Here is a 19282-nt window from a genome sequence, read left to right on the forward strand (position 1 = left end):
TTGCGGCTCCGCCGCGTGGCCTCCCGCTGACGCGGTTATCGGTAAACGAAAGAAGCAGTGATCCCCATGGCCAAGCGAATCGACGTCAGCGGCCTCTCCGCCTACTACGGCAACCACAAGGCCATCGACGACATCTCCATGACCGTCGAGCCCCGCTCCGTGACCGCCTTCATCGGCCCCTCCGGCTGCGGCAAGTCCACCTTCCTCCGCACCCTCAACCGCATGCACGAGGTCACCCCCGGCGGCCGCGTCGAGGGCAAGGTGCTGCTGGACGACGAGAACCTCTACGGCCCCGGCGTCGACCCGGTCTCCGTGCGCCGCACGGTCGGCATGGTCTTCCAGCGGCCGAACCCCTTCCCGACCATGTCCATCTACGAGAACGTGGCCGCCGGCCTCCGCCTCAACGGCACCCGTGTCCGCAAGTCCGAGCTGGACGCCGTCGTCGAGAAGTCGCTGCAGGGCGCCAACCTCTGGAAGGAGGTCAAGGACCGCCTCGACAAGCCGGGCACCGGCCTCTCCGGCGGCCAGCAGCAGCGGCTGTGCATCGCGCGGGCCATCGCGGTCGAGCCCCAGGTCCTGCTGATGGACGAGCCCTGCTCGGCGCTCGACCCGATCTCGACGCTCGCCATCGAGGACCTCATAGGCGAGCTGAAGGAGCGGTTCACGATCGTCATCGTGACCCACAACATGCAGCAGGCGGCCCGCGTCTCGGACCGCACCGCCTTCTTCAACCTCGCGGGCGTGGGCCAGCCGGGCCGTCTCGTCGAGATCGACGAGACGGCGAGGATCTTCTCGAACCCGTCGGTCCAGGCGACCGAGGACTACATCTCGGGTCGCTTCGGATAAGTCGACTGCGGGCCGGCTGTGGCTGGTCGCGCAGTTCCCCGCGCCCCTTTGGGGCGCGGCCCAGGACTCGCCTTGCGGCGCTGCATGGCGGTGCCGCCGCAAAGGCGAAAGGGCCCGGTCCCCCTGTTCGTACCAGGGGGACCGGGCCCACATTTCGTATGCCGTGCCCCGTCAGGGGCAGACCGCTAGGCGAACGCCAAGTGACCGACCCAGTAGCTGAGCGCAGCGACGGCGGCGGCAGCCGGCATGGTGATGAACCAGCCCAGAATGATGTTCTTGGCGACACCCCAACGCACCGCGTTGACCCGCTTGGTCGCCCCGACGCCCATGATCGCCGAGGTGATGACGTGGGTCGTCGAGATCGGCGCCTGGAACAGGAACGCCGTGCTGAACATGACCGACGCGCCCGTGGTCTCCGCGGCGAAGCCCTGCGGCGGGTCCAGCTCGATGATCTTCCGGCCCAGCGTGCGCATGATGCGCCAGCCGCCCGCGTAGGTGCCGAGCGAGAGCATCACGGCACAGGCGATCTTCACCCAGACCGGGATCGGGTCGTTCGGACCCTCGACGTTGCCGATGACCAGCGCCATCACCACGATGCCCATGGTCTTCTGGGCGTCCTGCAGACCGTGGCCGAGGGCCATGCCCGCCGCCGACACCGTCTGGGCGATCCGGAAGCCGCGCTTCGCCTTGTGCGGGTTCGCCTTACGGAAGAGCCACATGATGGCGACCATGACGAGGTAGCCCAGCACCAGTCCGACGAGCGGCGACAGGAACATCGGCAGGACGACCTTGTCCCAGACGCCCCACCAGTAGACGGTCGACGAACCGGCGAGGGCCGCGCCCACCATGCCGCCGAAGAGCGCGTGGCTGGAGGAGGACGGCAGGCCGAAGTACCAGGTGACGAGGTTCCAGACGATCGCGCCGACCAGGGCGGAGAAGAGGATCAGCATCCCCTGGTTGCCGGTCGGCGTCTCGATCAGGCCCTTGCTGACGGTGTGCGCGACGCCGCTGCCGAGGAACGCACCGGCGAGGTTCATCACCGCGGCCATCGCGAGGGCCGCGCGCGGGGTCAGCGCCCGCGTGGAGACCGAGGTCGCGATCGCGTTCGCGGAGTCGTGGAAGCCGTTCGTATAGGTGAATCCGAGCGCGACCGCGATGGTCACGACAAGTGCAAACGTATCCACCGGAGGTCAGGACTCCTTGACCGCGATGGTCTCGACGGTGTTCGCCACGTGCTCGAACGCGTCGGCGGCCTCCTCCAGCACATCCACGACCTGCTTGAGCTTGAGCACCTCGATGGCGTCGTACTTGCCGTTGAAGAGCTGAGCCAGGAGCTTGCGGTGGATCTGGTCGGCCTGGTTCTCCAGCCGGTTGACCTCGATCCAGTACTCCGTGAGGTTCGTCATCGTGCGGAGGTTGGGCATCGCCTCGGCGGTCAGCTCCGCGGCCCGGGCCAGGACCTCGATCTGCTGCTCGACGCCCTTGGGCAGTTCCTCGATCTGGTAGAGGACGACCAGGTCGACGGCCTCCTCCATGAAGTCCATGATGTCGTCGAGCGAACCGGCGAGGGCGTAGATGTCCTCGCGGTCGAACGGCGTGATGAAGGAGGAGTTCAGCTGGTGGAAGATCGCGTGGGTCGCGTCGTCCCCCGCGTGTTCCGCTGCCCGCATGCGCTCGGCGATCTCGGCCCGGGCGGAGGGCTCCGCGCCGAGCAGTTCCATCAGGAGCTTGGAGCCCGTGACGATGTTGTCCGCGGATGCGGCGAACATGTCGTAGAAGCTCGTCTCCCTGGGGGTCAGACGAAAGCGCACGTGGGATCCTCGGGGTGCAGCGGAATCGGTCTCGTCGATGCTAGGCGCATCATCCGGCCACAGCTAACTGGCATTCCCTCAGTGTCGCCCATCGGGCAGAGTGCTCACCAAGGCGGTACCGCCTCCGACGGGGAATTTCGGTAGAATATACCCATAGGGGGTATACGAATCGGCTCTGAGCGCGGTCCCGTGCACTGTGAATGCAGTGTGGATGACCAGCGCATATACGCCGGTGGAAGCACGGAGGGCAGCATGACGGCCACGGAGGCCACAGTGACCAGCACCACTGATCCGGCCACGGAGGCCTGCCACGGCGCGCCGGAGACCCCCGGCGCAGCGGGCCCCCACGGCTACAGCAAGCAGAAGGACCAGCACCTCAAGCGACTGCGCAGGATCGAGGGCCAGATCCGCGGCCTGCAGCGGATGGTCGAGGAAGACGTCTACTGCATCGACATACTCACGCAGGTGTCGGCCGGCACGAAGGCCCTGCAGTCGTTCGCGCTGCAGCTGCTGCAGGAACACCTGCGGCACTGCGTGGCGCAGGCGGCCGTGCAGGGCGGCGACGAGATCGACGCGAAGGTGGCGGAGGCCAGTGCGGCTATCGCGCGGTTGCTGCGGACCTAGCGTCGTGTTGTGCCTGCTGGCCGTCCCTGGCTGATCGCGCAGTTCCCCGCGCCCCTTTCGGGGCGCCTACTCCGCCCCGTCCTCCGGTGGGGCCCATGGGCCCACGCCCAGGACCTGGTCGATCCGGTCCGCGCTGAGCCGGTCCTCGTCGGCGCTGGATGCGGCGATCATCAAATCGCCGTAGAGGTCGATCTCGACGAGGGCCACGGGATCCGTCCCGCACGACGAACCGCGTCGCGAAACCACGTGATTCACCTCCTCGCGTTCCCCGGGGCACCCCCTCGGGCCCCGGCTGTCCAGCGTAGTGAGCTGCTCCCACAGTGGGCATGACACAGATGGACCATTTCCATGGCCAACTGCGCCTCGCCGCGCTATTTCTGGGGCGAGGCAACGGTCCCCGCATAGATATCTGCGGGTGCCGGCAGAGAGACCTCGGGCCTGGGTCCGAAGGAGAACAGTTCGACCGTCGAGACCACGGTCATCGGCGCCTCGGGCGCGGCGGACACCGTGGACGCAGCCGCCGCCGTGGTCACCCGCCCCCGGCCCGCCGGGGCCCCGGCCTCGGCCACCCCGAAGCGGTAGCGCAGCAGGTGGGGCCTGCCCGAGCCGTCCACGTACGCATCGAACGCGACCGTTCCCGTGGTGAACCCTTTCGCCGCGGCCGCCAGTGCCGCCCGGTCCCGCTCGGGCGCCGTGCGTGCCGCGCGGCCGAGGTCGATCGTCCCCCAGTAGTGCGCCACCTGCTCCCCGTCCAGCTGCTCGGACCCCGCATAGGCCACCCCCCGCGCCCCGCCCAGCAGTTCCACCGCGGCCAGCGGATCCGTGGCGCCGCTGGTGAGCAGGTCGCCGTCGGCGAGCGAACCCGCGTCGAGCCGGACCCACTTGCCCGTGGGCACGCCCGCGCCCCGGTTCTTCATGTACAGCGCGCCCGGCGTGAAGACCTCGGTGATCGGCCGGTGTTCCGCGGCGCCCTCGGCGTCCTCGGGCAGCATCACGGTCAACTGCCCGACGGGCCGGCTGAAGTCGTACACGCCCTGCCCGTGGATGGTCAGCCGGGTGCCCCCGCTGACCGTCTCCATCGACGTGCGCACCCGGGCACCGCCCGAGCGGGCGAGCACCCCGGCGGCCCGGCGCACGGCGGTGAGCGCCTGGCTCGGCTCGGCCGGGCCGAGCGCCTGGCGGACCTGGCCGGCGGCGCCGTGCTTGCCGTCCTGCCCGGCCCCGGCCCGCTGCGGATCGGCGCACCCGGACACCAGCAGGGCCGCGGCGACCCCGCCCAGCACCGCTCCGGCGGCCGTCGCGACCGTGCGTCTGCGTCCCTGTCCGCGCACCGCCATGTCCGTAAAGCCCCCTGTCCGCCGCACGCCAGATGGAACCCTTTCCTTTCAACGACCGCTCCCTCGTCGCCGTCACGGCCGGGTAGCGTGGTCGCGTGTCCGAAGCAGCCCCCGCACACCCCCACGCGGAACACTCGACCAGCACCAGCGAGCGCGGCTCGTTCTGTACGGCCCGCTGCAGCTGCGGCTGGTACGGTCCCGCCCGCCGGGCCCGCTCGCTGGCCCGCGAGGACGCCGACACCCACCTCGCCTCTGCAGGATGACCAGGATGACCAGGATGACCGCGAGGACGACCATGAGGCCGACCGCGAGGACAACCGCGAGGCCAGCCATGAGGCCGACGAGACCGGCCATGCGATGACCTGAGACGACACCGGGTCACCCCCGGCCGGAACCACCTGCCCCGGCACGCCATCTGACTCGGCACGGGGGCAGGGAATTCCGGTGCGTCAAGGGGGAGACATGGCCATCAACAGGCGCCAACTGCTGGGAGCGGGCACGGGGCTGGCGGCGACCGGCATCTGGGCCGCCTCGTGCGACGGCGCAGCGGGCCGGGTGGCCCCCGGCCGCATGGCCAGCGCCGGCCGCACCGTCGCCCCCTCCGCCAGGGCGGCCGCCGCCGACTGGACGGCCCTGGCCAAGGGCCTCTCCGGCGGCCTCGTCCGCCCCGACGACGCCGACTACGCGACGGCCCGCCGGCTCTACAACACCCGCTACGACGGCCTGCGCCCGGCCGGCGTCGCCTACGTCGCGGGCACCCCCGACATCGCCACCTGCCTCGCCTTCGCGCGCCGATTCTCCATACCCGTCTCCATACGCAACGGCGGTCACAGCTACGCGGGTTGGTCGAGCGGCGACGACCGGCTCGTCCTCGACGTCTCCCGGCTGAAGACCGTCCGCACGGACTCCGCCACGACCGCCGTCATCGGCGCGGGCGCCAAGCTCATCGACGTCTACACGGGCCTGGCCGCGCACGGCGTGACCATCCCCGGCGGCTCCTGCCCCACCGTCGGCGTCTCCGGCCTCGCCCTCGGCGGCGGCCACGGCATCCTCTCCCGGGCCTACGGCCTGACCTGCGACAGCCTCACCGGCGCCACCCTCGTCACCGCCGACGGCAGGACGCTGGACTGCTCCGCCGACCGCTACACGGACCTCTTCTGGGCCCTGCGCGGCGCGGGCAACGGCAACTTCGGCGTCGTCACCGAACTGCGCTTCCGCACCCGCCCCGCGGGCAACGGCGTCACCGGCTACGTCTCCTTCCCCTGGTCCAGGGCCGCGGAGGTGCTGCGCGCCTGGCAGGAGTGGGGGCCGACGCTCCCCGACGAGATCTGGTCCGCGTGCGACCTGTCCGCCACGGCGGGCGGCACCCCGCACATATCCGTCGCCGCCTTCACCCTGGGCAGCCGGAGCGACCTCGAGAACGCCCTGGACCAGCTGATCGAGAACACCGGCAGCTCCCCCGCGGGCCACCCGCCGCGGCTGCGCAGCCACTCCTACCTGGACACCGTGCGCGCCTACGCCGGCTGCGGCGACAAGTCCGCCGAGCAGTGCCACCTCCCCGGCGCCGTCCCCGGCCACGACGCCGCGGGCACCCTGGAGCGCGAGACCTACGCGGCGCGCTCGGACTTCTACGACAGCTCGCTGAGCGAGGACGGCATCCGTGCGCTGCTCGGTCAGCTGGAACGATTCAGCGCAAGCGGCGGCAGCGGCGGCGCCTCCGTGCAGCTGACCGCGCTGGGCGGCGCCGTCAACCGCGTACAGCCGCTGGCCACGGCCTTCGTCCACCGCCGCTCCCGCTTCCTGGCCCAGTACCTGACCTCCTGGCAGGAGGGCGGCTCCGGCACCTCGCAGCTGTCCTGGCTGGACGGCATCCACGCGGCCATGCTGCGGCACGCCTCGGGGGCGGCGTACCAGAACTACACGGACCCGGCGCTCAAGGACTGGCGGCAGGCGTACTACGGCAGCGCGGCGGACAGCCTGAAGAAGATCAAGAACCGCTACGACCCGGACAGGGTCTTCGACTTCCCGCAGGCGCTGTGAGCCTCGTGAGAGGCGCGGCCCCTCAGGCGGCGAGGTCGTTGTGCCGGTGCGGCACGCTCGTGGACTGATCCGGTACCGCGATCAGGGACGCGGGCGCTCCGGGCGCCCGTACCAACCACCCGGCCCGGGACCGGGCGATCCAGCCCGCCGCAGGCGTGAGCAACATCATCGCCAGCGGCGCGAGCAGCAGCGCGACGGCCGTCCCGAGGGCCAGCCCACCGATGACGTCCGTGGGGTAGTGCACGCCCAGGTACACCCGGCTGAAGCCCTCGAACAGGGCGAGGGCGATACCGAGGAACCCGTACTTCCGGTTCGCTACGAACAAGCCGACCCCCAGGGCCATGGCCAAGGTCGCATGGTCGCTGACGAACGAGAAGTCGGTCTTCCCCTTCACCAGGACGTCCAGCCCCTGGTGGTCGAGGAACGGCCGCGGCCGTTTGACGAACCCTCTGATCGGGATGTTCACCAGCACCGCGATCCCCGCGGCGAGCGGCGCCCAGGCGAGGGCGGCCACCGCCGGAACCGCGTCGTCCTTCTTGCGGACGCTCCACCAGGCGCAGACCATCAGCATGCAGAGCGCGAGCAGGATCCCGTACTCGCCGACGAACTCCATGGCCTTGTCGGCCCAGTTGGGTGCACCCTTGGCCATGCCGTTGATGTCGTACAGCAGGCCGACGTCCGGGTTGGACCCACCCTGGGCCTCCGGCACGGTGTACCCCATCGCGAGTCCAGCCACTGCCCGGCCCCTTGTCTGTCGCCTGTGCCTACATCCGCTGCTGACCCCCGTGGTCGTGCGCCGCAGCGACGGCGCTGCCGCTGCTGTCCACATCCATGGAACGCCCCGATCCGGCCAGGCGTTCCACTCTCCACTCAATGATCACCAGGACGTTACCCAAGGGTGACTCAGACCCGCCTCCCGGGGCGGGTGTTCAGGCCCCGTTCGTCCTGGGCAGTGCCTTGGCTCCGTCCGCGGTGACCCGGGTGGCACCGATGTAGTCGGGCAGATCGATCTTGTCGAACCGGATGACGGCTCCCGTGTACGGCGCATTGATCATGTAGCCACCGCCGACGTACAGCCCCACGTGGTGGATGGACCGGGGGTCCTTCAGGTCGTGCGCGAAGAACACCAGGTCCCCCGGCAGCAGCTGGTCCCGGTTCGGGTGCGGCCCGGCGTTCCACTGGTCGTTGGCGACGCGCGGCAGCTGGATCCCGACGGATTCGTACGCGGCCTTGGTCAGCCCGGAACAGTCGAACCGCCCGTTGTCCTCCTTGCCGCCCTCGCCGCCCCACAGGTACGGGGTGCCCAGCTTCTCCTGCGCGAAGTAGATCGCGGCGGCGGCCTGCTGCGAGGGCGGCGCCACCCGCCCGATGGGCCGGGCGAAGCTCTTCGCGAGCGTGCGGATCTCCTTCACATAGCCCTGCGTCTCGTTGATCGACGGCACTCCGCCGGAATTGATGACGCGGTACGGGCCGGCGTTGTAGGCGGCGAGCATGTTGTCGGTGAGATCGCCGCCCACGCCCTTCACGTCACCCGAGAGCGCGCAGTCGTAGCGGGCGGCGGACGGGATCGCATCGCCCGGGTCCCAGATGTCCGCCTTGCCGTCCCCGTCGGCGTCGAATCCGTAGACGGCCCACGTCTCGGGGATGAACTGCGCTATCCCCCGCGCATCGGCCGGACTGACCGCCTTCGGGTCCCAGTTGCTCTCGGTGTAGAGCTGCGCCGCGAGCACGGCCGGGTTGAGGGCCGGGCAGAGGTTCCCCCACTTCTGCACGAGCGGCAGATACTGCGCGGGCACCGACCCCTCGGCCAGCCCGACGGCCCCCGACCCCGGGGTGCCCAGCTTCCACGCGGCCGTGTAGACACCGAGCACGAGCAGCGCCAAGAACGCAGCGAACAGCCCGAAGGCCGCCCCGCCCACCACCCAGATCTTCCGCACGCGTGACAGTCTCAGGGTTCCTCAGGTGCGTGTCTACGCCGCCTAGTTCACGGCTGGTTCGCGGTGAAGCCGTCACAGGCGATGTTGGCGTACTCGCCGGGGCTCTTGACGTGGTAGAAGAGCACGGTCCAGTTGCCCGGATCGTTCCCGGTCGGAATGCCTCCGCCGATCGGCTTGCCGCGTACGAACTGCTGGAAGTCGTCAGGGTAGGTGAGGCCGACCCACTGCGTGGGGTCCTTCGCGAAGAGGTCGACCGGCTTACTGGTGTACCCCAGGCCCAGGTTCTGCTGCTTCAGCCCCTCGATCGGCTTGCCCACGTCCGAGTCGATCTCGTGGGGAGGCTTGACGGCCACCGAGACGAAATAGGGCTTGGCGAGGGCCGGATCGGGGAACTTGAGGCGGAACGAGACCTTGGCCTTGCCGTCGTGGACATCGCTGATGGACATCTGGAGGCTCGAGGCGCGTTCCTCGGAGGGCAGATTGCACGTTCCGCCGGCGAGGCCGTTGCTGTTGGGGGCCCAGTAGTCGCGGTTGGGATTGGTGGCCTCGATATACCCGGGCTCCTGGTTGGTGGAGGGGACGGTGGAGGCGAGCGGGGCCGGTGGTGTCGTCACGCCGGAGGCGGGCGTACTGCTGGCCTGCACGACGGCCTTGGCGCCCTGCTCCTCCCTCTTCGCATCCGAACCGTCTGTCGCCCACAGGGCGATTCCCGTCCCGACCGAGAACGCGGCCACGGCCGCCACGACGGCGAGCCAGGTCTTCCGCCGGGCGTTGGACGACGGGGTGTCCGGCGCGACACCGGGAGCGACGGTCGGCACGTAACCGCCGCCGACAGCCTGCGGCACGGTGCTCTGCGCGCCGCCCGCCAGTTCCCGATACACAGGATCGTCCACCAGCGCCGAGGTCACCCCACACCGGGCGATGATCTGCGCGGGCGCGGGCCGCTTCTCCGGCTCGGCCGCGGCACAGTCCCGGATCAACTCGGCTAGCCGCGGCTCCACTCCGGCCACGTCGACCTCGCCGTGCACCACGCGGTAGGTGACGGACTCCATCGTCCCCGTTCCGTACGGGGGCCGGCCCGTGGCGACGCACGCCATGGTCGCGCCGAGCGCGAAGACGTCCGACGCGGTGCTGACCTGATCGTGCGTAATCACCTCGGGCGCGGTGTAACCGGGCGTACCGGGCGCGGAGCCCGCCTGGGTGAGCGCCGTCTGCTCCGCGCCGCGCGCGATCCCGAAGTCGATCAACTTCGGCCCGACGGGCGAGAGAAGGATGTTGTGCGGCTTGAGGTCCCGGTGCAGCACCCCGTACTCGTGCACCTGCGCAAGGGCCTCTGCCAGCGCGGCGAACAACCGGAAGCACGTCTCGGCGGGGAGCGCACCTCGTTCGGCCGCGGCCTGCACGAGCGTGGGCCCGGGCACGTACTCGGTCGCGAGCCAGTACGGCGGGGCGGCGAGAGAAGAGTCGATCAACTGCGCGGTGTACGCGCTCCGTACGGCCTTGACGGTCTCGACCTCACGCCGAAACCGCGCCATGGCCTCGGCCGACCCGGCGAAGTCCTCACGGATGACCTTGATGGCCACCTGCCGCCCGCCCTGCGTGCGACCGAGATACACCTGCCCCATGCCGCCCGCCCCGATACGGGCGAGAACCGTGTGCGTGCCGATGCTGGTGGGGTCCTGAGGACGTAGCGCTTCCACGGCGGTGGACTCTCTCACACGTGTGTCCGGCCGGACGCACCCACCTCTGGCCTCCGGTCTGAGTACGGATACTCATGAGCACTGACAGTGGCCCAGGTGATACTGATGCGGAGTTAGCTGCGAGATACATCAGTAGGGAGGGGCGGGCGGCGTCATGCCTGGGTGGGACATCAAGCCGGATGCGGTGCGTGTGGTGCTGGGCAACACACGGGACAAGGCCGAGAAGCTCGGGGAAGAGCTGCAGGCCTACGCCACAACCATGGAGAGCGCGGCGAAGTCGGCCGGCACGATGATCCAGGGCGAGGCCCCCAAGGACGGCGCCTTCGGCCCGGTGGCCGGAGCGCTGGGCGAGTTCGGCAAGAACACGCAGGACGACCTGAAGTTCCTGATAGTCCGCTCGGCCAAGTCCATACGCGGCGCTGCGGAGGCGACGCAGTGCTACGAGGCCGGCGACCTGAAGATGGCGCAGGACACTCAGAACGCGGCGGCTCAAGCGCCCACCCCCAAGGAGCTGAAGGGCGAGGCCGGGAAGTGATCGAGCCCGGGAAGATACCCCACTGCACCAGCAACTTCGACCAGCTGGAGAAGGACGCCGCGGCGCTGAAGAAGACGGCGTCCAGCATCCGCACGACCGGTGGTGACATCCACAGCACCTTCCAGGGCCTGGACCCGGTCTACGAGGCCCCGGAGAAGGATGCGTTGCTGCACACCACCGTTCCGGTGCGCGAGGGGGCGGACCACTTCGCGTCGAAGCTGGCGACGGTCGGCAGTGCACTGTCCGACTTCGCCCACACCGGGCGCCCACTGGCCAAGCGGATGGACGAGCTCCGGCACGAGGCCGAGGCCTTCGCGAAGTCGGTGGCGGACGACAAGCACTGGCAGCGCGACGCCAAGAAGCAGAAGGAGAACGCCCGCCTGATGCATGAGGTGGGCCGCGTCTGGGGCGAGTTCCAGGACGCCGAGCGCTCGGCCGCGGACAAGATCAGCGCCCTTGTGGGGAACACCCGTTGGGTGCCGGACGACGGTTCGCACAAGAAGGGCATGTACGGGTTTTCCGCGGACGATGCGGCCAAGGCCGACAAGACGCCGTGGGGGACGGTCGACAAGCGTGAATACACCGGTGTGAAGTGGCTCTGGCACCACGGGACCCACTTCGTGGGCGGCATGGTAGAGGGCTTCTTCAAGGACGGTATCTGGAACACCTTGACGGGCCTTGGTCACATGGCCAACGTCTTCGACTGGAAGAAGTTCAAGGAGACTTGGCACGGCATCGGCCTGGTGGGCAAGGGCATTGCCATGTACGGGGTCGAGCCCTTGGAACGAGCCATGAACCCCATGGGTGGCCCGTATGCACCCAATCCGGACCATGAACGTGCGAAGAAGGCCGCCAGGGAGTTCGGCAAGTCCCTGCTGGCCTGGGATGAGTGGAAGAAAAACCCGGGACGGGCCATCGGAACCGTCGCATTCAACGGCATCACCTTGGGCATGGGCCCCCTGCTCAAGCTCGGCAAAGCAGGCGAGCTCGGCAACATGGGCAAGGCAGGCGAAGCCGGGAGCAACGTGGCCAAGGTGGCGGGCGCACTCGGCAGGGCCGGGCAGCTCGTGGACCCGATGACTTACATCGGCGGAGCGGCCAAGTACGCAAAGATCCAGGTCGGCGAACTCCTGACATCCCTCAAGGAAACCCGCACCGGGCCCACCGGCGACTTCCTCAACGGTGCATCGAAACACCCGGGCGCCTTGGTCGGCACCCCCGACGGCATCCAGTACATCGACCACGAGGGTCGGCCCCGCACCCTCACCAAAGAGGGCACTTTCCTCGACGAACACGGCAACTTGGCCGAGCCGCACCCGGAGCCCCACAAGAACGACCTCCCCAACATTCACGAAGCCAGCCCGTCCGACCATCGCATTCCTGTCGGCGTGGGTGCTTCGCACCCTCAGGCTTCTGCCCGCATGGGAAGCGAGGCTGCCGAGAACGCCGGCTCGCACTCGGGCGGTCACGCCAGTGAGCCCGTCGGCCACTCTGGGAGCGCTTCGCCCACGCCGAGCGAGAATGTCAGCCACAGCACGTCGGCTCACCCTGGGGACGGCGCCACGGGCGCAGGTTCGGGCAGCCACGGAAGCCACCATGGCCCCGAGCCCACTCCGCACGGCCACGACGGGGCTCACCACGCCGACGACCCGCTACACAACGGAGACCACTCGGGCCACGCCGATTCGACCGGGACAGGTGGCCCGGGCGAAGACGGGGTCGGCGTTGGTCACGGCCATTCTCCCCAGGGTGATCACGCTCCGCTGGAGCGGGGCAGTGAAGCGGAACAAAAGTTCCGGGATGGGATTCGGCAAATCCCCGGAAAGCTGCGCCCGAAGCCGAAGATCGTGGACAACATTCTTGAGCGGCTCGCCAAGCATCCTCAAGGAAAAGAGATTGCCGAAATTGTCGGGTCCGGGCGTTTCAAGGACAGCGAGAACTTTGGACAGGTTGTCTCCAGTATGGGTGCAGCGCGCGATCAGTTGATGCAACCTGCCATTGATCAGATTCGCTTTGCCAACGAACTGTACGAGCATGGCGTTCACGATCTCGCCTTCGAGATGAAGGCCAACCGGAGCGATGTCGACGTCTGGGCGCGGACAGATGCGGGCACAGTCGGCTATCAGATGAAGCGGCTCGAAAACCCGATGAATCCGTTCGACGAGATCACGCGCGACAAGTACGTGCTGCAGTTGCAGAGGGCCGATGTCGACCGCAGAGTGATGCTCGTCGACGGGCAGGGTACCCTGGCCGATTGGAAGGCCAGAGGAATCGCAGATGAGCTCCAGAAGGTCTATGACGGAGTACATCCGGATAAGTTGAAGAAGGGGGAAGGAGTGTCGTTCGTGATTCGGCTCGATGACGGCAACCTCATCATTCCTCCGGATGGCAGTCTCTACCCGAAGGGTGTCCAGTGATCACGTCGACTCCAGTTGGTAGCTGGACCTGGGAGACCAAGGCTCATGTCGCCGAGGGCGGCCCGCTGCAGAGAAGTATCCGCACCGCTTGTGCCGTATACGGCATCCTGGCTCACCACGGATGCGTGACTGGGAGCCCAGAGGCCCTCCTTGAGGTGCGGAGTGAGGGTTCGGCGAGAAAGGTGATTTTCTCCCGAGCGCGGATCGCCGTCGTAACAGATTCGCTGGATGGCGGAGAGGAACTGGCTCGGGCCCTTCAGGACGCGGAAACCGAAACCCATGGGGCTGTTGGCCTTGTGACGTTTTGGCTGTCCTGCCCGGGTTCGTGGCTCGACGAGGGGAGAGAAATCTCTGCCGCGCAGCTCTTCGCGATCGACGTGGGCGCCTGGACACAATCCCCTGACGTTGTCACTCTCCATACGTATTCTGATGCCTGGCTGTCCCACAACTTGCGGGGCTACCCGCAGCCGGAGGTTCAAGCAGCGAATGCTTCGCGCTTGAGTGACGCGCTTCGAACTGTTTCAGAGTTCACTGGAGACGAGGTGGATCCCGGTGATCCGACGTGGTACGCGACGCCTACACCCAGTGGGTTCGAGGCGCTACCGGACGAGGACCCGGAGCTCCTCGACTCGTGGGACATGTTCGAAGTTCCCTATCGCTACAAGAGGTTGCGGTCCGCGCTGCCAGACGGTGCGGGCGGATACGAGGAAGAGGCCGAATCATCGGTCCACTACGTACCGGTAGCCAAGGGTGAGAGGGTGCTGGGTTACCTGTGGGCTTCTGACGCTGATGATGCCGCCGGCTTCGAGCCACGGAGCGCTTCTGGCGATGCAGCCTTCGATGCGGGTGCGTTCTGGCTTCAACGACTCGGCGACGCGAAGGCGCGTGGCCTGTCACCGACCGAAGCACTGCGGGAGCTGTCGGCTGGCAGTGACGTAGAGGCAGGCCATGTGATTCCCGGCATGGAAGCCGACATCGCGAGCCTGGATGAGTTGAGAGACCTCGCTGGGCGGGCGTGAACACTCGCCCCCCCGCACGCACTTGCCGAATAACTGGTGATCAGCGAAGGACCGCAGCACGTAGGGGCGTTGACCGCACCTCTGGAACATCACCCGCAAGCGGTGAGTTCGGCCGTTCCGGCTGAAAGTCGGGCTGGTTCCCGAGCAGGATCCGCGGTAGCGAGGTGGGTGCGGGTGACGGGCCTGCGCCCCTCGGGCACCGGGGAGGTGGGGTGCGGTGACGGACGAGACGTCCCAGCCGCCGCTCGGCTGGCGGTACGTCGGGAACCAGTTGAAGCTGTGGCGGACGGATGCCGGCTTCACACGGGAGGACCTCGGCAAGGAAGCCGGGTACGGGTACGCGACCATCGAGTCGGTCGAGCTCGGGCGGCGACGGCCGATGGAACGGCTACTGCAGATCGCGGATGAAATGTGCGGGGCACGAGGCAAGTTGCTCGCCGGGAAGGACTATCTCAGGCCTGAGCCCATCCCGGCCCGGGCCCAGGACTACATGCGGTACGAGGGCGAGGCGGTCGCCATCAGCTCGTATCAGCCGCTCCTCATTCCCGGGCTGCTGCAGACCGAGGAGACCATGCGCGTCATGTTCTCCAGGCTCCGGCCGCTCGTGGATGACGAGACGGTCAACGAGCGGGTCGTGGCCCGTCAGGCCCGGCAAGCGCTGTTGGCGAAGCAAACTACGGCCTTCAGTTTTGTGATCCAGGAGTCGGTCTGCGCCTTCAGGTTGGCGAGGTGGGTGCACACAGGCGGCAGCTGCTCCACTTACTGAAGGTCGGCGAACAGCGCAACGTGACCATCCAGGTCATGGCGACGGCCGCAGGCTGGCACCCGGGACTGGGCGGCGCCCTCGTGCTGTTGGAGACTCCTGAACACGAGCACCTTGCCTATGTGGAGTCGCAGGGAATGAACGCGCTGTACACCACTCCTGAAAGGGTCAGCGCGATTTCCCAGGTCCATACGGTGGTCGCCCAGCAGGCCCTCTGCCCGGAGGCATCGGCAGAGTTCATCGGCAAGGTAGTGGAGGAACTGTGAGCACCGAGCGGTCGTGGTTCAAGTCCAGCTATAGCGACGCCGAAGGGGCCGAGTGCGTCGAAGTCGCCGCGAGCCCAGGCGCCGTGGCCATCCGAGACTCGAAGCTCAGGGACGGCGGCCCGCAGCTGTCTCTCGCATCGCCCGCTTGGGAGGCCTTCATAGACCGCATATCCATACCCTGACCCACCCCGAGTTTCGGGTCCCGGGACCCGAGCGTTCTTTCCAAGGAATGGTGGGTCGTCAGACCCACCCACCCTCCCCAACTCCCGTACGCACACGTGCGGATGACATTTCGCGAGTGCGGCGCCCCGACCCTCCGTCGCCGTGTAGCGTGCGCAGCAACAAACGACCCCCGCCCGGTGCTCGCAACACCGGAACGGGGGTCTGACCATCACGATCGACGCCCAAGGACGATCCAATGGCTGCCGCCCAGCTTAGCTCCGCCCCGCCCATGGCCCGCCCCGGATACGGAAAGCGCTCCGTACCCGACCAAGGCCCCTGCACCGCCCGCACGTTCGCCCACCTCCCGTCCCGCGAGGCCTCCGTCGCCGCGCACATCGACCGGCTGCCCGAGGGTGCCGCCATGGACATCAAGACGCTGGCCAAGGAGATCGCTGCGTACGGGCAGCAGGCCGTGGCCTCCGCCCTCAAGGCCATCTCCGCCGCCGGCCACCTGCGCCGCGTCCGCGAACGCCTCGACGGTGAACGTACGCAGTGGGTCCAACGCACCTACTTCTCCCGCACCCCACGCAGCGATGCCTGGTGGGGGCAGTTCCTGTCCGGCGATTCGCCCGCAGAGGCGTCATCCGTACCACCACCGCCCGTTCACCCGCCCGAGCGCACCGCCGCCTACACCGCCCTCGCCGGACTCGCCCGCACCGACCCCCGCATGACCCTGTCCGCCGCCGAGTGCACGGCACTTGAACCCCTGGCCGCCGAATGGCTCGCCCGCGGCGTCCCCGTACCGCACCTCCTCCACGTGCTCACCGACCGGCTCCCCGACCCCGTCCACGCCCCCGGCGCCCTCGCCCGCAAGCGGCTCACCGACAAAATGCCGCCCGAACCGGAACCCCAGCCCACCCGCATCATGGAATGCACCGGCTGCGGCATCCCGGGCCGACCCGAAGCCCTCCCCGGCGGACTCTGCCGAACCTGCCGCCACGAACACCGCGAGGCCGAGACGGCGGCCGTCGACACCCACGTCCGCGCCCACGTCGCCCGACTGCGAACCCTCGCCCGCACAGCCCGCTAGGTGCTTCCGACAGCAGAAACCCCGAAAATCCGGCCGCGAAATTCAGGGTTTCCGCTGTCGGTCCTCCCGGGGTTATCCACAAGGGCCCCCGCCCATCCGCAATTTCCGGTGTCCTGGGCACATGAAGCCGCACCACCAGCCGCTGCACGACCTCGCCGCCTCCCAGAACGGCCTCCTCCTCACGTCCCAGGCCATCGCCTGCGGGCTGCGGTCAAACGGCGCCGCCGACATCCTGCGCCGCGCCAAATGGACCCAACTGCCCCTCGGCGTGTGGGCGCAGCCGGGGCGGGACGTGGATTTACGGCTGCGGCTCCTCGCCGTCCAGATGAAGCACCCGGACTGGATCGCCAGCCACAGCTCCGCCGCCGTACTGCACCGCATCGAGATGGTGCGGCCGTGTTCCGTCGAACTCACCGTCCCCCGGCGCCGTCAGCAATCACGGGACGGGGTCACTCTGCATGCCCTGCCCCTGGCCGACCATGAGGTCACCGTCACCTCAGGGGTACGCGTCACCACGGTTCTCCGCACCACCTGCGACCTGATGTGTACCCTCCCCCTCCACGAAGCCGTCATCGCCGCCGACTCCATGCTCGCCGAGGGGACCCTGCGCCAGCAGCACATCGCCGACGCGCTCGCTCCCCTGTATCCCCGCCGCATCGGCGTCGGCGCCGCGCGGCGGGCGTTGACCCTCACCGATCCCGCTTCCGGGTCGCCCGCCGAGTCGAAGGCGCGGCTGGAGATGCGTGAGGCGGGGCTGTTTCCCGAGTCGCAGGCCAGGGTCGTCACCCGCAACGGTCGGGTGCGGCGGCTGGACTTCCTCTTCCGGGCCGAAGGGCTCGGCGTCGAGATCGAGGGGTTCGCCTGGCACGGGAGCCGCAGTGCACACCAGAACGACGCCATCCGGTTCAATGAACTCCTCGGGTGCCCCGGGGTACGCGAGATCCTGCGGTTCACCCGGGACGACGTCTTCCGACGGCCCCGCCGGTTCATCCGCACTGTGCAGGAAGCGCTCCAGCGGCTTCGCGGCGCGGGTCCTATGCCTATGGTGGGCGCGGACAGGCATCCCAAGAGGGGGGACCATGGCTGAGCCGAAGCTGAAGTGGATCAAAGCGGCCGAGGGTGACGAACCCGAGTACTTCGAAGTCGCCTTCGGGGAAGGCGATGACGTCGACAACGTCTACATCCGGGTCAACACCGACCCCGACAACATCGTCATCACCACGCAGCGCAAGTGGGATGCCTTTGTTCTTGGCGTCAAGGCCGGGGAGTTCGACCACTTCGTCGAAGACGTTGAGGGCGTCGCGGACTGACCACTCAGCCCGGCGGGGCCGAGTGCAGTGGCTTGTGGTGCTTGTGGGGCTTCTGCTTCGGGGCAGTTGGAATGGTTGGTGCGGTTGCGGAAGGCGGGCCGCTAGGGACAGCCGGGACCACTGAGCCCGTTCCTCCGCCTCCGGTTCCGCCTGTTCCCGTTCCCCCCTTGTCACCGCCGCTGAAGAGCGAGGCGCCGATCAGCGCCGCCACCACGAACGCCACCACCCCGGCAACCACTCCGATCAGCGTCTTGCGCCGCTTCGGCGGCCGGGGCGACGGGCCCGGGGTCGGGGTCGGTAGCGCAGGGGCCGGGGCATACGCGGGCATCGGCGCGGGCGCCGACGGGCGCACCGGCATCGGCGCAGGCGTCGACGCAGGCACCGGCGGCGCCGACGGCCGCTCCAGCGGCAACGGCCGTACCGGCGCCGCCCCCTGCCCTCCCGCGAACCACTCCGCCGCCTCCTGCGCCGACGGCCGCTCCTCCGGCGCCTTCGCCAGCATGCGCAGCACGAACTGCTCCAGGGCGTGCGGGATGCCGGGACGGTGCCGGCTCGGCGGCACCGGGGTGTCGTCCACGTGCATGTACAGCAGTGCCGTGGGGTTCTGCGACCAGAACGGCGGGCGGCCGGTCAGGAGCTGGTACAGCACGCAGCCCAGCGCGTAGACGTCCGACTCCGGGCCCGCCAGCCGGCCCAGCGCCCGTTCGGGGGCGAGGTATGTGCTCGTGCCGACGATCTGGCCCGCGCGGGTCAGCCCCGCCGAGGTCGCGTCGACGAAGCGGGCGATGCCGAAGTCGCCGATCTTGACGGTGTCGTTCGGGGCCAGCATCAGGTTGGCCGGCTTGATGTCACGGTGGACCACGCCCTGGCCGTGGGCCGCCGCCAGCCCGCCGGCCGCCTGGGCCGCGATGCGGGCGACCCGCTCCGGGGCGAGGGGGCCGTGCGTCGCGACCTCCCGGTCCAGGCTCGGGCCGTTGACCAGCTCCATGACCAGGTAGAAGCGGCCGTCCCACTCGCCGAAGTCATAGACGGCGACGACCTGGGGGTGGTTCAGCCGCGCCGCGGTCTGCGCCTCCATCCGGAACCGGGCCGCCGACGACTCGTCACCCCCGTCGGGGAGCAGCAGCTTGACCGCGACCTGACGGCCCAGCACTTCGTCCGACCCGCGCCAGACTTCGCCCATTCCGCCGCGGCCGAGCGGCTCCCCCAACCGGTACCGACCGGCAACCAGCACCCGTACCACCTTGAACTCGAACCCCGCGATGCGCTGAGGCAGCAGGGTACCGACCGAACACCCTGTCGCCCGAACCCCGCCCTCCGATGGAAATTGCTCCGCGTTCACACCCGTGATACACAGAGTCACCGCAGGTCAGTGCAGTGACGACGGGCCACGTATGGGTTCCGGCAAAAATTGCCGCCAAATCG

19 protein-coding genes and 1 pseudogene are annotated in these 19282 nt (G+C 68.8%); 12 read left to right on the forward strand and 8 right to left on the reverse strand.

The genetic code is table 11. From position 1 onward, the window contains the following. The first annotated feature begins 66 nt into the window (after nucleotides 1-66). Nucleotides 67-846, forward strand: a complete 780-nt coding sequence (gene pstB / locus ACMATS_RS16575; protein WP_414168308.1) for a phosphate ABC transporter ATP-binding protein PstB — start codon at nucleotides 67-69, stop codon at nucleotides 844-846. Between the two features lie 185 nt (nucleotides 847-1031). On the opposite strand, the gene ACMATS_RS16580 is transcribed toward pstB, so the two are convergent. Together ACMATS_RS16580 and ACMATS_RS16585 are read right to left on the reverse strand one after the other, a co-directional pair. After that, nucleotides 1032-2030 carry an inorganic phosphate transporter gene (locus ACMATS_RS16580; RefSeq protein WP_390781710.1) on the reverse strand — a complete coding sequence of 333 codons (999 nt, stop codon included), beginning with the start codon at nucleotides 2028-2030 and terminating at the stop codon, nucleotides 1032-1034. 6 nt (nucleotides 2031-2036) lie between these two features. After that, nucleotides 2037-2657 carry a DUF47 domain-containing protein gene (locus ACMATS_RS16585; RefSeq protein ID WP_171086924.1) on the reverse strand — a complete coding sequence of 207 codons (621 nt, stop codon included), beginning with the start codon at nucleotides 2655-2657 and terminating at the stop codon, nucleotides 2037-2039. 252 nt (nucleotides 2658-2909) lie between these two features. On the opposite strand from ACMATS_RS16585, the gene ACMATS_RS16590 reads away from it, so the two are divergent. Beyond that, the gene (locus ACMATS_RS16590; RefSeq protein ID WP_390781709.1) at nucleotides 2910-3281 is read left to right on the forward strand and encodes a metal-sensitive transcriptional regulator; all 372 of its coding nucleotides are present in this window, start codon (nucleotides 2910-2912) and stop codon (nucleotides 3279-3281) included. 66 nt (nucleotides 3282-3347) lie between these two features. Here the strand turns inward: ACMATS_RS16590 and ACMATS_RS16595 are convergent, their stop codons facing one another. Both ACMATS_RS16595 and ACMATS_RS16600 read right to left on the reverse strand, forming a co-directional pair. Next, nucleotides 3348-3527 carry a hypothetical protein gene (locus tag ACMATS_RS16595; RefSeq protein ID WP_336415391.1) on the reverse strand — a complete coding sequence of 60 codons (180 nt, stop codon included), beginning with the start codon at nucleotides 3525-3527 and terminating at the stop codon, nucleotides 3348-3350. Between the two features lie 125 nt (nucleotides 3528-3652). Next, a complete protein-coding gene (locus ACMATS_RS16600; RefSeq protein ID WP_390781708.1) occupies nucleotides 3653-4618 on the reverse strand; it encodes a hypothetical protein in 966 nt (321 codons plus the stop codon). 95 nt (nucleotides 4619-4713) lie between these two features. Here ACMATS_RS16600 and ACMATS_RS16605 point away from each other — a divergent pair, with 95 nt between their 5' ends. Next, a complete protein-coding gene (locus ACMATS_RS16605; protein ID WP_390781707.1) occupies nucleotides 4714-4881 on the forward strand; it encodes a hypothetical protein in 168 nt (55 codons plus the stop codon). Between the two features lie 205 nt (nucleotides 4882-5086). Next, nucleotides 5087-6658: an FAD-binding oxidoreductase gene (locus ACMATS_RS16610; protein WP_414170738.1), complete on the forward strand. Its 1572-nt coding sequence runs from the start codon at nucleotides 5087-5089 to the stop codon at nucleotides 6656-6658. Between the two features lie 22 nt (nucleotides 6659-6680). Here the strand turns inward: ACMATS_RS16610 and ACMATS_RS16615 are convergent, their stop codons facing one another. The 3 genes from ACMATS_RS16615 to ACMATS_RS16625 all read right to left on the reverse strand — a co-directional run bounded on the left by ACMATS_RS16615 (nucleotide 6681) and on the right by ACMATS_RS16625 (nucleotide 10295). After that, on the reverse strand, nucleotides 6681-7394 hold the full coding sequence (locus ACMATS_RS16615) for a phosphatase PAP2 family protein (RefSeq protein WP_390781706.1): 714 nt from the start codon (nucleotides 7392-7394) through the stop codon (nucleotides 6681-6683). A 193-nt stretch (nucleotides 7395-7587) separates the two neighbouring features. Further along, entirely contained in the window at nucleotides 7588-8595 is a 1008-nt protein-coding gene (locus ACMATS_RS16620) for an NlpC/P60 family protein (RefSeq protein WP_414168309.1), read from the reverse strand. Nucleotides 8596-8642: 47 nt separating this feature from the next. After that, nucleotides 8643-10295, reverse strand: coding sequence for a serine/threonine-protein kinase (locus ACMATS_RS16625; protein ID WP_414168310.1), 1653 nt, complete (start codon nucleotides 10293-10295; stop codon nucleotides 8643-8645). Nucleotides 10296-10449: 154 nt separating this feature from the next. On the opposite strand from ACMATS_RS16625, the gene ACMATS_RS16630 reads away from it, so the two are divergent. From ACMATS_RS16630 to ACMATS_RS16665, 8 genes and pseudogenes are all read left to right on the forward strand, one after another. Further along, entirely contained in the window at nucleotides 10450-10830 is a 381-nt protein-coding gene (locus ACMATS_RS16630; protein ID WP_414168311.1) for a DUF6507 family protein, read from the forward strand. After that, nucleotides 10827-13247: a hypothetical protein gene (locus ACMATS_RS16635; protein ID WP_414168312.1), complete on the forward strand. Its 2421-nt coding sequence runs from the start codon at nucleotides 10827-10829 to the stop codon at nucleotides 13245-13247. Before ACMATS_RS16630 ends, ACMATS_RS16635 begins: the two co-directional genes overlap by 4 nt. Before the next feature lie 125 nt (nucleotides 13248-13372). Beyond that, nucleotides 13373-14266 carry a hypothetical protein gene (locus ACMATS_RS16640; RefSeq protein WP_414168313.1) on the forward strand — a complete coding sequence of 298 codons (894 nt, stop codon included), beginning with the start codon at nucleotides 13373-13375 and terminating at the stop codon, nucleotides 14264-14266. Nucleotides 14267-14483: 217 nt separating this feature from the next. Further along, nucleotides 14484-15295 (forward strand): annotated as a pseudogene (locus ACMATS_RS16645) (helix-turn-helix domain-containing protein). Then, nucleotides 15292-15477 carry a DUF397 domain-containing protein gene (locus ACMATS_RS16650; RefSeq protein ID WP_414168314.1) on the forward strand — a complete coding sequence of 62 codons (186 nt, stop codon included), beginning with the start codon at nucleotides 15292-15294 and terminating at the stop codon, nucleotides 15475-15477. The pseudogene ACMATS_RS16645 and the gene ACMATS_RS16650 overlap by 4 nt, the downstream one beginning before the upstream one ends. 269 nt (nucleotides 15478-15746) lie before the next feature. Continuing rightward, nucleotides 15747-16547, forward strand: coding sequence for a hypothetical protein (locus ACMATS_RS16655; RefSeq protein ID WP_414168315.1), 801 nt, complete (start codon nucleotides 15747-15749; stop codon nucleotides 16545-16547). A gap of 121 nt (nucleotides 16548-16668) precedes the next feature. Next, complete coding sequence (locus tag ACMATS_RS16660; protein WP_414168316.1) at nucleotides 16669-17634, forward strand: hypothetical protein; 966 nt, start codon at nucleotides 16669-16671, stop codon at nucleotides 17632-17634. Continuing rightward, complete coding sequence (locus tag ACMATS_RS16665) at nucleotides 17627-17857, forward strand: DUF397 domain-containing protein (RefSeq protein ID WP_390781695.1); 231 nt, start codon at nucleotides 17627-17629, stop codon at nucleotides 17855-17857. Before ACMATS_RS16660 ends, ACMATS_RS16665 begins: the two co-directional genes overlap by 8 nt. A 4-nt stretch (nucleotides 17858-17861) precedes the next feature. Here the strand turns inward: ACMATS_RS16665 and ACMATS_RS16670 are convergent, their stop codons facing one another. Next, entirely contained in the window at nucleotides 17862-19091 is a 1230-nt protein-coding gene (locus ACMATS_RS16670; protein ID WP_414168317.1) for a serine/threonine-protein kinase, read from the reverse strand. Between the last annotated feature and the right edge of the window lie 191 nt (nucleotides 19092-19282).

It is taken from the genome of Streptoverticillium reticulum (genome assembly GCF_047456005.1).
In the GTDB taxonomy this organism is placed as follows: domain Bacteria; phylum Actinomycetota; class Actinomycetes; order Streptomycetales; family Streptomycetaceae; genus Streptomyces; species Streptomyces reticulum.